We start from the raw sequence: 12,111 nt of genomic DNA on the forward strand, positions 1-12,111 counted from the left end.
ACCCGCCGGTCCTCCTCCTGCGTGGCTGAGCGGTCTCCGCCGTGCGGCGGAGGCGGTTCACCGCCGGGAAGGAGGTGCGGGTCCCGTGCGGACGGGAGCGTAGGGGCATGACCACGAACCCGGCCGCCACCGCCCCGGCGGACCCGCCCCCTTCCGCCCCCGCGAACCCGCCCGCCCCCGTCCCGACGAGCCCCGCCGCCTCCGTCATCGCCCCCGCGGGCCCGCCCGTCGTCGCCGTGACGGACCGGCCGCACCCGGTGAGCCCGGCACCGGGACCTGCACCGGCCCGGCCGGGGTTGGCGCGCCGGGCGCTGCGTGCCCTCGCGGTGGTCTCGTGCGTCCCGTACGTCTCGCTCAAGGTGGCCTGGGTGTCCGGCAGCCGCGTCGGCATCCCCGAGGGCAGTGCGCTGCTGGACGATCCGGACCTGATGGCGGCGGTCAACCTGACGACGGTGCTGATGGACGCGGCCGTCGTCGTCCTGGCGCTGCTGTTCACCCAGCCCTGGGGGGCGGCGGTGAAGGCGTGGCTGCTCGCGTTCCCGATGTGGGGGGCGACCGGCCTGCTGGCGCCGATCATGGTGGGCTACCCGGCCCAGATGGCGGCCGGGCACTCGGCCCCCGCGGAGCCGTTCCTCGACGAGTGGGTCTTCTCCGTCGTCTACGGCGGTTTCATCGTCCAGGGCCTCAGCCTCGGCACGCTGTTCGCCCTGTACGCCCGGGACCGCTGGAGCCCGGTGTGGCAGGGCCGGGTGCACGAGGTGTCCCCCGGGCTGCTGCGGCCCGCGGTCCGGGCGGCGGCCGTGGTGGCCTCCGTCCTGCTCCTGGTGCCGACGGCGCTGCACGTGCTGTGGCTGTCCGGCTCCACGCGTGGGCTGTCGGCGGGGCGGATCGCGGAGCGCGGCAGCGACTTCTTCGTCCTGGAGGGCGTCCGTCTGCTCTTCTTCGCCGCCGCGACCGTGGGAGTGCTGATGCTGGTGTTCCGTCTGGGGCGTTCGCTGCCCCTCAAGGCACCGCTGGCGCTCGCTTGGGTCGGCTCCGCCGGGGTCGGCTGCTGGGGCGGCTGGCTGCTGCTGGCCGCCCTGGTGCCGCAGAGCGATCCCGCGAACGAGCCCACCGCGGCCATGCTGCTGGCCTACGCTGGCGAGATGATCACGGGGATGCTGCTGGGCGCCTGCGTGGCCGTCCTCCTGCGGCGGCGCGCCGAGCGCCCGGCGTGAGGGCGGGGGCGCCGGGCGGCGTGCTGCTGGGGCGGCGCGCACGGCTGCGGTGGGTGCATCTGATTCTGGGCGGCGCGCTGCTGATGCCGTACTGGCTGCTGGGCACGCTGGTCCTCGCGCCGTTCGCGGGCGGGGGCGGGACGTTCTCCGGTTCCCCCGCGGTGCAGTTCGGGGCGTACGCGATCGCCCTGCCGCTGGCCGCCGTGACGGCGCTGTTCCCGCCGGCCCGGCCCATGTCGGTGGCGGCGGCGCGGACGCTGTGCGGGGTTTCGCCGGAGCGCTTCGCGGACGGGCCGGCCAAGTCGCGGGCGGCCAGGGCGCGCACCGCCGGGTGGTTCACGCTCCACGTGGGGCTGGGCGGGCTCGTGAGCGGGGCGTCGCTGGCGCTGCCGCCGTTCGCGGTGTCGGTGATGGCACTGCCCTTCTCGGCCGCGCTGCGGGAGTCGGAACTCGGGCGGTTCTGGTCGCTGGACCAGCGGTGGTTGGTGTACGGCGGGGTGCCGGCCGGGCTCGCGATGCTGGTCGCCCTCGCGGCGGTGGCGGCCGGGGCGGGGGCGCTGCTGGCCCGGCAGGCCCCACTGCTGCTGGGGCCCACGCCCGCGGACCGGCTGGCGGCGGCCGAGCGGCGCGCCGCGGAACTGGCCGTGCGCAACCGGCTCGCCCGCGAGCTGCACGACTCGGTGGGCCACGCGCTGAGCGCGGTCACGCTCCAGGCGGGCGCGGCGCGCAAGGTGCTCGACAGCGACCCGGAGTTCGTCCGGGAGGCGCTGACCGCCATCGAGGGCGCCGCCCGCCGCACGGTCGGCGAACTGGACGCCGTGCTGGGCCTGCTGCGACAGGGCGAGGACCACGCGGAACTGCCGGGGCCCGGCCTGGAGGCGCTGGACGCGCTGCTGTCCGAGACCGGGCGCCATGTGTCGCTGACCGTGCGGGGCGGTGACGTGGCGGGCGTGCCGGCGGCGGTGTCCCGCGAGGCGTACCGGATCGTCCAGGAGGGCCTGGCGAACGCGGCCCGGCACGCGGGCGGCGTGCCGGTGTCGCTGACCGTCGTACGGGACGAGGACGAGGTGGCCATCACCATGGAGAACCCGCTGCCCGCCCGGCCCCCGGTGGCCCGCCCCGGGGGCGGCCGCGGCCTGCGGGGCATCGGGGAACGGGCGCGCCTGCTGGGCGGCACCGCCGAGGCCCGCCCGGTGGACGGGGCGTGGCGGCTGGCGGCGCGCCTGCCGCTGCGGGGGTCCGCCCGATGATCCGGATCGTGCTGGCGGACGACGAGCGGATGGTGCGTACCGCCCTGCGGGTCATCCTGGACGCCGAGCCGGACCTGGAGGTGGTCGGCGAGGCGTCGACCGGCGCCGAGGCGGTGTCCGTGGTGCGCGAACTGCGGCCGGACGTCGTCCTGATGGACGTACGGATGCCCGGGGTCGACGGGATCCGCGCCACCGAGCGGATCCTCGCCCGGCCGCCGGAGCCCGCACCCCGGATCGTGGTGGTGACGACGTTCGAGAACGACAGCTACGTGTACGACGCGCTGCGCGCCGGGGCGGCCGGGTTCCTGCTGAAGCGGGCGGCGGCGGAGGACCTGGTGGCCGCTGTGCGGCTGGTCGCCCGCAGTGACTCGCTGCTGTACCCGGCCGCGCTGCGGGGCCTGGCGGCGGGGCACGCGCGCCGGCGGCCGGAGGCCGCCCCGCCCTGGGTGGCGCGGCTGACCGAGCGGGAGGCGGAGGTGCTGCGGCTGATGGCGACGGGCCTGACGAACTCCGAGATCGCCCGGCGGATGGGCGTCGGCGCGGCGACGGCGAAGACGCATGTGGCGGCCGTGCTGGCGAAGACGGGGACGCGGGACCGCACCCAGGCGGTGATCGCGGCGTACGAGTCCGGTTTCATCGCCCCGGCCGGCCCCGGCGGCGGATGAACGTCCGCTCAGGAACGTCCGCTCGTGAACGTCCACGGATGAACGTTTCCTGAGAAGACGGACGATCCGGAACCCGCCCGCTCCTCCCGTTCGTCGTTCCGGGCGCGATGAACAAGACGATCAGAAGAGCCGCCGTCTTCTCCCTGCTGCTGGTGTTCGCCCTGCTGCTGCGGGCGACCTGGGTGCAGGCGTACGAAGCGAAGGCGCTCGCCGACGACACGCACAACCGACGGAACACCATGGAGCGGTACGCCCAGCCGCTCGGGGACATCGTGGTGGCCGGCTCGCCGGTCACCGGCTCGAAGAGGACACGGAGCGGGGACCTCCGCTACCAGCGCACCTACCCGGACGGCGAGCTGTACGCGGCCGTCACCGGCTACGGCTCGCAGGCGTACGGCTCGAACCAGCTGGAGGGCGTCTACGCCGGCGTCCTGGACGGGACGGACCCCCGGCTGAGGAACCCGCTCGACGCGCTCACCGGCAAGCGCGCCGAGCCGGGCGACGTGCTGACGACGATCGACCCGGCCGTCCAGAAGGCGGGCTTCGAGGCGCTGGGCGACACCAAGGGAGCGGCCGTCGCCCTCGACCCGGGGACCGGGCGCGTCCTGGGCATGGTGAGCACCCCGTCGTTCGACCCCTCGGCCATCGCCGGGACGACGGACGGCGCCGCCTGGAAGCGGCTCACCGAGGACCCGGACAAGCCGCTGGTGAACCGGGCGATCCGCCAACCGGTGGCGCCCGGCTCCACGTTCAAGCTGGTCGTCGCGGCGGCGGCGCTGGAGGACGGGCTGTACGGCTCCGTCGACGAGCCGACGAGGAGCCCGAACCCGTACCGGCTGAAGGGCACCGTCACCGACCTGCGGAACGAGAACCCGTCGGCGCCGTGCGAGAACGCCTCGATCCGGGTCGCGCTCCAGTACTCGTGCAACAACGTCTTCGGCAAGATGGCCGTCGACCTGGGCCAGGACGCGGTGCGGGCGATGGCGGAGAAGTTCGGTTTCAACGACGACCGGCAGGACGTGCCGGTACGCGCCCATGCCAGCGTCTACCCCTCGCGGATGGACGACGCGCAGACGGCGCTGTCGGGCATCGGGCAGTTCGACGTGACGGCCACACCGCTCCAGATCGCCATGGTGTCGGCCGCCCTCGCCAACGACGGGCTGCTGGCGGCCCCGCACCTGGTGTCCTCGGTCGTGGACGCGGACGGCGACACCCTGGAGTCGTACGAGGACGGGAAGGCCCGGCGGGTCGTGTCGTCGTCCACCGCCGAGCAGTTGCGCGGCGCGATGGTCACGGTCGTCGAGGAGGGCACCGGCTCCCACGCGAGGATCGACGGCGTGGAGGTGGGCGGCAAGACGGGCACGGCACAGCGTGGGGTGGACAACAGCGAGAAGCCGTACGCGTGGTTCACCTCCTACGCCAAGGACGCCGGGACCGGCGAGGAGGTCGCGGTCGCGGTGCTGATCGAGGACTCCGGCGCGCGGCGGGCGGAGGTCAGCGGCAACGGGCTGGCCGCGCCGGTCGCGCGGAAGATGATGGCGGCGGCGCTGAAGTAGCCCCCGGTGGAGCGTCCTTCGCGGCCGCACGGTATGCAGGACCTTCGTACCCCTGTGCGCAGGAAGGACTCCCGTGCGGCCGCTGCTCCGTCTCCGCCCCCGTTCCCCGTCCGGCTGGACGATGGCGGTCTTCGGATTGCTCGCCACCGCGCTGGGTGTGGTGGGCCTGGTCTCCCCGGACGCGCTGCTGACGGTCATGGGCTTCGCGCCCGTGCCGGGCGCGCGGCGCGCGGACGGTGACCACACCCTGGTGTTCCTGACCGCCTCGTCGATGGCGGCGGTCAACATGGGCGTCTACTACGTGCTGGCGGCGCTGGCCGACTGGAGGGCCTTCTTCCGCTGGACGGTGCCCTTCCGGCTGCTGACCTGCGCGGTGTTCCTCCTCGCGGTCGTCTCCGGCCGTGCCCCGGCCGGTTTCCTGGGCGTGGGCCTGTGGGAGGGTCTGGGCGCGGTGGTGACGGGAGCGGCGCTGCGGTACGAGCGCCGGCCGCCGCGGGGTGCGGCGCCCTGACGGTTCGGTTCCGGGTCCGCGCCGGCACTTCGTGGGACCGCCGGGTGGGGAGCGCCCGCTTCCGGTGATTCGATGGAGCCTTGGAGGTCACGGATGGTCGGACGGGGACGCGTGGGCCCGCCCACGCTGGAGGAAGTGGCCGCGCTCGCGGGCGTGGGACGGGGCACGGTGTCCCGGGTCGTCAACAACGCGCCGGGGGTGAAGGCCGCTACGCGCCTGCTGGTGCAGCAGGCGATCGACCGGCTCGGCTATGTACCGAACCGGGCGGCCCGCGCCCTGGCGGCGAGCCGGGCCGACGCGGTGGCGCTGGTGATCCCGGAGAGCACCCGGCGGTTCTTCGCGGAGCCGTTCTTCTCCGACATCGTCCACGGGGTCGGCGCGGCGCTCGCCGACGCGGACATGCAGCTGCTGCTGACGCTGGTGCGCACCGACAAGGAGCGGCAGCGGTTCGTGCAGTACGCGCGGGCGGGGCGGGTGGACGGGGTGCTGCTGGTGTCGGTGCACGACAGTGAGCCGCTGCCGGACATGCTGGCGGAGCTGGAGGTGCCGACGGTGCTCAGCGGCCGGCGGCGCAGTGACGAGTCGGTGTCGTACGTGGACTCCGACAACGCCGGCGGGGCGCGGGCGGCCGTCCGGCACCTGGTGGGGACGGGGCGGCGCGCCATCGCCACCATCGCGGGCCCGCCCGACATGTACGCGGCGCAGTGCCGGTTGCGGGGATACCGGGAGGAGATGCGCGCGGCGCTCGGGGAGGTGGACCCCGGGTTGACGGCGTGGGGTGACTTCACGGAGGAGAGCGGGCGGCGGGCGACGCGGGAGCTGCTGGCCCGGTGCCCGGACCTGGACGCGATCTTCGCCGCGTCGGACGTGATGGCGGCGGGCGCGCTGCACGAACTGCGGGTGGCCGGGCGGCGGGTGCCGCAGGACGTGGCCGTGGTGGGCTTCGACGACTCGCCGATCGCGCGCCACACGGACCCCCGGCTGACGACGGTGCGCCAGCCGGTGGAGGAGATGGGCCGGGCGATGGCGCGGGTGCTGATGGAGGCCCTCCGGGAGGAGGGCGCCGCCGCCTGGCAGCACGTCATCCTGCGGACGGAGCTGGTGGAGCGGGCGTCGACCTGACCGGCACGTCCCGGCGCGGTACGCGGCCAGCCGGGCGGGGGTCGTCGCGACGAGCCACCGGCCGTCCTCGTACCGCATGGGCAGGGTCCGGAGGTGCCGCCGCCCCGCCGGCCGGCGTCGACGGCACGGGCGTTCAGCGGGAGTGCGCGCTCCACCTCGGCGGGGGCGGCGAGCAGCGTGCGGCACTCCCGGCCGGGGCGGGCGTAGCCGGCGCGCGGCACGATGGAGGAGAAGGCCGTGGCCGGCGGCCCGTCGAGAAACCGGTTGCGGCCGGAGAGCGGGTGCCTGGGGCTCGTGCGGCGGCGTTCCAGCGGGGTGGTGCACTGCGAGGCTCCGCAGGCGGGCAGTCGCTGGGGGAAGGTCTCCGGCCCGCCGTTGACGGCCGTGGTCTGGCCGGGGGCGGCGGTGGCCGGACCGGAGACGCCCAGCCGGACGGCGACGGCGCGGCGACGCTCAGGAGAGCGGCGAGGGTTGCCGGGGCCGGACGTACGGTTAGTCGGCGCATGGGGAGTCCCTTCTGGGGCGGAAGGCGGCGCGGCGGTGGGGATCGGCGTGCACCACCGCCGCGCCGCCGGGGTGAGGGCGGCAGGTTTTGGGAGCGCTCCCGCCCTCGCCCTCCACTGTGCTGACATGACGGGCCCACGTCAATGCACGCGCACAACGTCTTGCCACCACCCCCGGGCGCTCCTACAGTCCACCGCGGAGCAGAAGTTGGGAGCGCTCCCAATCGGAAACCCTCGTACCGTCGCTGCCCCGAAGGGACACGCACCCGTATGAAGACGTTCCTCCACCCCACCCGCCATCGTGTACGCCGCCGCGTGCACCACGGCCTCCGCTCCCTGCGCACCGCCGCCACGGCGGCTCTGGTCGCGCTGGGCTCGCTGACCGCCCTCACCACGGCGACCGCGCCCGCGCGGGCCGACACCCTGGTCTGCGACCAGTTCGGCTCCACCACCATCCAGGGCCGTTACGTCGTCCAGAACAACCGCTGGGGCACCAGCGCGACGCAGTGCGTCAACGCCACCGCCACCGGCTTCACGCTCACCCGCGCCGACGGCTCCGTGCCGACGAACGGGGCGCCCAAGTCGTACCCCTCGGTGTTCAACGGCTGCCACTACACGAACTGCTCCCCCGGTACCGCCCTGCCGAAGCGGATCGACGCCATCAGCAGCGCGCCGTCCAGCATCACGTACGGGTACGTCGGTGACGCGGTCTACAACGCCTCGTACGACATCTGGCTCGACCCCACGCCGCGCACCGACGGGGTGAACCGCACCGAGATCATGATCTGGTTCAACCGCGTCGGCCCCGTCCAGCCCATCGGCTCACCGACCGGCACCGCCACCGTGGGCGGCCGGTCCTGGGAGGTGTGGACCGGCAGCAACGGCGCCAACGACGTCATCTCCTTCGTGGCGCCCTCGGCGATCGGCAGCTGGAGCTTCGACGTGATGGACTTCGTCGACCAGACCGTCTCCCGGGGCCTCGCCCAGCCGTCCTGGTACCTGACCAGCGTCCAGGCCGGCTTCGAGCCGTGGCAGAACGGCGCCGGGCTGCGCGTGGACTCCTTCTCCTCCACCGTCAACACCGGTGGCACCGGCCCCGGCGACCCCGGGACCCCCGCCACCGCCTGCCGCGTCACCTACGCGCCCGGCGTCTGGCCCGGCGGCTTCACCACGAACGTGACGGTCGCCAACACCGGCACCGCGCCCGTCGACGGCTGGCGGCTCGCGTTCACCCTCCCCGCCGGCCAGACCGTCACCCAGGCCTGGAACGCGACCGTGAGCCCCGCCTCGGGCGCGGTGACCGCGACCGGCACGGCGTCCAACGCCCGGATCGCCCCCGGCGGCAGCCAGTCGTTCGGGTTCCAGGGCACCTACACGGGCACCTTCGCCCGGCCCGCGCAGTTCGCCCTCAACGGAACGGTGTGCGCGGTGGCGTGACGCCGCCTCCCCCGGCGGCGGCCTCTCCCCTGCGGCCCTGACGGCCCCAGCCCGGCGGCCGATCCCCGGCTGTCCCGACCGGCGCACCACGGCCGGCCGTCCCCCCGTGGGCACGGCCGGCCGCTTCGGTGTGCCGGGTCAGGAGACCGGCGGATGGGCGTTGGTGACGAGCATCCGGAACTGCTCGTGGAACCAGTGACCGGCCAGCGGCGCGCCCGGGAGGGCGCCCGGGGTGGCCACCGGGTCGCACATGGGGTCGGGGCGCTTGCCCTCGCCGTTCGGGATGTCGTCCCCCGCGCCGTCGGACTCGCCCGGCGGCTTGACCCACAGGAACGCGTCCAGGTGCGAGTCCGGGTATCCGGCGGGCGTGGCGCGCGGCGGTTCGCCCAGGCCCGCTCCGGCGACGTTGCACCACAGCGCACGCCGCGGACGGCGGTCCGCCCTGGACTCGTCGACGTACGCGTCGAGCGAGGTGCTGGTGCTCTCGGCGGTGGGCCGGGCCGGGCCGCCCCAGCCGTTGCGGGACGTGTCGACGACCATCCCGGTGGACGGGGGCCAGCCCTGGGCCACCAGTTCGCGGTGGACGGACCGGGTGAAGTCGGCCTCGTCGAACTGCCCGTTCCACCCGTAGAACGCGCTCGACTTGACCGGCCCCTCGCCCACCACCCGGTCCGGGTCGGTGAGGAACGGCTCGGAGAGCGGCGTGTAGTTGGAGACGTTGGTGACCAGCCCGTCCACACTCGCCAGGCCCGCGGCCGTTCCCTTCACCACATCCGTGTAGAGCCGCACGGTCGGCGCGAGGTTGGAGTCCCAGCCGAGCCAGCCGGAGTGCGCGAAGTCCAGGTAGGTGTAGACGTTGGGGATGGCGTGCAGCCTGTCCAGCGCGTACCGGATCGCCTCGACCTGGAGGCCGCTGCTCCGCGCCTGGGCGCACTCCGGGTCGCTCAGGTTGGTGACCAGGTTGGGCAGGCCGTCGGGCTCGATGACCGTGGCGACGCGGACGCCGCGGTACTTGGGGCGGGCGAGGACCTCGGCGATGGCGTCGATGTACTCGGTCCGGTAGCGGCGCAGGCCCGCCTCGGTGAGTGGCAGCTCACCGTTGGACGCCTGGGCGGCGCAGTCGCGGCCGGGCAGGTCGTACACCACGAAGGTGGCGACGACCGGCCGGCCGGGCCGCTTGCGGGCGAGCGCCAGGTCGAGGTGCTGGGCGAGGCTCTTGCGGCCCCCGTTGGCGGCCCCGCCGTGGACGGCGGCGATGCGGTCCAGCCACACGGCCGTTGAGTGGCGCTTGACCGCTCGCATCTTCGCCCGGAGGGCCGGGTCGGCGGTCCGGGCGGCGGACCCCTCGACGAGGCGGGCGTAGTCGGGGTTGACGTAGAACGACGCGCCCGCGAAGGGGTTGTCCACGTGGGCGGGCGGCCGGTGGCCGGTCGGCCGGGGGGCGGCCGCGCCGAGCAGCGTGGCGGCGACGGTGGCCACGGCCAGGGTCGTGGCCAGCCCCCGCCGGCGGTTTCCTCGGTAGGTCATGGGGGTGCGGCTCCTTCCCGGTCAGGCTCCGGCCGGCGGTGCGCCCCAGGCGAGGGCGGTACCGGTGTACGCGGGGATCGCCGGGGCGTCGGCGTAGGTGGTCGACGCCGAGCGGCTGTGGTCGTCCGCCTCGTTGAACGGCGACCAGTCGGACTTGCTCATCCGCACCTGGATGTCCCCGGAGTCCCTCCCGGCGGCCAGGGAACCGCCGGTGAACGTCACCTCCAGATAGGCGTCCGCGCCGGCGACCGGTGCCGTCAGCGGGACGACACGCAGCTTCACCTGCGCGCACCCCACCGCCGCGTAGTCGCACCAGGCGGTGACGGACGGGGAGCCGCCGTCGCGGGTGAAGTAGTAGCGGGCGGACACCGTGCTCAGGTCGAGTGCCGCCGAACCGGTGTTGACCACCTGGAGTCCGGGCCGGATGGCGTTGTCCGTGGGCGACGCGTCGTTGTTCTTGTACCGGACCTTCACCGCGCCCGACGGGGTGCCGCCCGGCGCGGTCGTCACGTTCAGCACGGCGGAGGGGGCCGACACATTGCCCGCCGCGTCCCGGGCGCGTACCGCGTAGCCGTACGCGGTGGCCGGGGTGAGGCCGGTGTCGGTGTACGTGGTGCCGGTCACCGGTGCCGCGTTGACCCTGACCGCGCCCCGGTACACGTCGTAGCCGGTCACCCGGACGTTGTCGGTCGCCGCCGTCCAGGACAGCGAGACGCTGGTGGCCGTCCGGGCCGTGCTGGTCAGGCCGGTCGGGGCGGTGGGCGCGGTGGTGTCCGCCGGGTCGCCGGGGCCGCCGCCGTCCCCGTACACCTCGCGCAGGCTGAGGCCCGTGGTGCTGCCGGTGCCACCGAGGGGGACCTCGTGGTCGAGGCTGACGAACTTCCCGCCGTGCTGCCACAGGGCGGGCTTCAGCAGCGCGTACTTCTCCTCGTCCCACGACTTCCAGTCGCCGAGCAGCAGGCCGCCGGTGTCACCGGAGTTGGGGTTGATGCACCAGAAGGTCTGGTGGATGCGGTGTTCCACGATCAGGTCCCGCAGGGCCGTCATCCACTTCTGGTTCGGGCCCCCGTCGAGGAAGCCGCCCCATTCGCCGATGAGGAGCGGCGACTTGTTCTCCTTGTGCAGGTACAGCCAGTTGGGGTCCCAGACGTCCCGTTCGAGGGTCGTGCGGTTCCAGTCGCCGGTGAACCAGGGCTGGGCGAAGACCAGGGGCCCGTAGTCGTGCGGCGAGTAGACCAGCTGGTCGTTGCCGGCGCCGAGGTCGACGGGGTGGTCCCGGACGCCGCGCAGGTTCCCGCCCCACCAGGTGGAGTGGTAGTCGGTCGGGGTGGTGGAGGTCCAGCTCACGCCGGCCCTGGGGTAGACCTCGACGCCCTCGCACAGCACCAGCAGGTTCGGGTTGATGGCCAGGATGCGCTTGCCGGCGGTCTCGCAGGCGTACTTGAAGTTGTCCTGGTCGGTCGAGCCGTCCCACTTGGCGCGCGGGGTCTCGTTCGCCTTGCCGTGCGGCTCGTTCTTGACGTCCATCGCGACGAGCGTGTCGTCGTCGCGGTAGCGGGCCGTCACCCATTCCCAGGCGCTGTGGAACTGCTCGGTGGTGACGGTGCCCTTCCACCACACCGGGTACACGTGGCCGGAGTTGTCGGCCTCGGCGCTGTGCACGTCCAGCATGACCTTGATGCCGTACTGCTTGCACAGGGCGAGCCAGAAGTCGAAGACCTCCAGGGAGGTCTTCCCGGCGATCTCCGGGTTGGCGTGCGCGTTGACGTTCGGGACGGTCGCCCGGCCGTTCTTCCACTCCAGCAGCAGCTGGGTGGAGATCGGTACGCGGACGATGTTGATGCCCCGGTCGGCCATGGACCGGGTGATCTGGGTGATGTTGCCGGACCACAGGCCGTGGAAGACCCGTTCGGCGGCGTTGAAGCCGAACCAGTTGGCGCCGGTGAGCCAGACCTCGTCGCCGTTCGCGTCGACGATCTTGTTGCCTTCGGTGTGCAGCCAGTCGTCCCCGGAGGCGGCGACGGCGGCCGTCCCCGGGGTGGCGGCCGGTGCGGCGATGGCTGCCGGGTCCGCGGCGGGCCGGGCGGCCGCCGGGGCGGACTGGACGGCGGCCACCAGCAATCCCGCGCTGATCACACCCGCCGCCAGCGCGCGCAGGCGCCCCGGCGGCCGGTTCCGTTCACGTGACTGTCCCACTGTGTGCCCTTCTGTCGGTTCGGCCGGAACGAGAAGCACGTAGAGAAAGTGGGAGCGCTCCCAATAGCGTTGTTCATGAAGCCAGGCGCCACAGGAGCTGTCAACCTTCCGGGCAGGATCCGCGCGG

General features: G+C 74.0%; 9 protein-coding genes. 7 read left to right on the plus strand and 2 right to left on the minus strand.

Translation table 11 applies throughout. The annotated features are described in order from the left end of the window. Nucleotides 1-107: 107 nt before the first annotated feature. The 7 genes from AC07DW_RS08220 to AC07DW_RS08250 all read left to right on the plus strand — a co-directional run bounded on the left by AC07DW_RS08220 (nt 108) and on the right by AC07DW_RS08250 (nt 8,261). Entirely contained in the window at nt 108-1,217 is a 1,110-nt protein-coding gene (locus tag AC07DW_RS08220) for a hypothetical protein (protein ID WP_478856816.1), read from the plus strand. Between the two features lie 53 nt (nt 1,218-1,270). Continuing rightward, a complete protein-coding gene (locus AC07DW_RS08225; protein ID WP_478856817.1) occupies nt 1,271-2,467 on the plus strand; it encodes a sensor histidine kinase in 1,197 nt (398 codons plus the stop codon). Beyond that, the gene (locus AC07DW_RS08230) at nt 2,464-3,132 is read left to right on the plus strand and encodes a response regulator transcription factor (RefSeq protein ID WP_478856818.1); all 669 of its coding nucleotides are present in this window, start codon (nt 2,464-2,466) and stop codon (nt 3,130-3,132) included. Before AC07DW_RS08225 ends, AC07DW_RS08230 begins: the two co-directional genes overlap by 4 nt. A gap of 107 nt (nt 3,133-3,239) precedes the next feature. Further along, the gene (locus tag AC07DW_RS08235; protein ID WP_478856819.1) at nt 3,240-4,688 is read left to right on the plus strand and encodes a peptidoglycan D,D-transpeptidase FtsI family protein; all 1,449 of its coding nucleotides are present in this window, start codon (nt 3,240-3,242) and stop codon (nt 4,686-4,688) included. A gap of 121 nt (nt 4,689-4,809) precedes the next feature. Then, nucleotides 4,810-5,199: a hypothetical protein gene (locus tag AC07DW_RS08240; protein ID WP_478857013.1), complete on the plus strand. Its 390-nt coding sequence runs from the start codon at nt 4,810-4,812 to the stop codon at nt 5,197-5,199. A 93-nt stretch (nt 5,200-5,292) separates the two neighbouring features. Further along, nucleotides 5,293-6,321 carry a LacI family DNA-binding transcriptional regulator gene (locus tag AC07DW_RS08245; protein ID WP_478856820.1) on the plus strand — a complete coding sequence of 343 codons (1,029 nt, stop codon included), beginning with the start codon at nt 5,293-5,295 and terminating at the stop codon, nt 6,319-6,321. Between the two features lie 773 nt (nt 6,322-7,094). Then, a complete protein-coding gene (locus AC07DW_RS08250; protein ID WP_478856821.1) occupies nt 7,095-8,261 on the plus strand; it encodes a glycoside hydrolase family 12 protein in 1,167 nt (388 codons plus the stop codon). Nucleotides 8,262-8,399: 138 nt separating this feature from the next. On the opposite strand, the gene AC07DW_RS08255 is transcribed toward AC07DW_RS08250, so the two are convergent. Then, complete coding sequence (locus tag AC07DW_RS08255; protein ID WP_478856822.1) at nt 8,400-9,788, minus strand: glycoside hydrolase family 6 protein; 1,389 nt, start codon at nt 9,786-9,788, stop codon at nt 8,400-8,402. A gap of 21 nt (nt 9,789-9,809) precedes the next feature. Further along, a complete protein-coding gene (locus tag AC07DW_RS08260) occupies nt 9,810-11,984 on the minus strand; it encodes a cellulase family glycosylhydrolase (protein WP_478856823.1) in 2,175 nt (724 codons plus the stop codon). Nucleotides 11,985-12,111: the final 127 nt, after the last annotated feature.

The sequence above is a fragment of the Streptomyces sp. NPDC045701 genome (assembly GCF_056432045.1).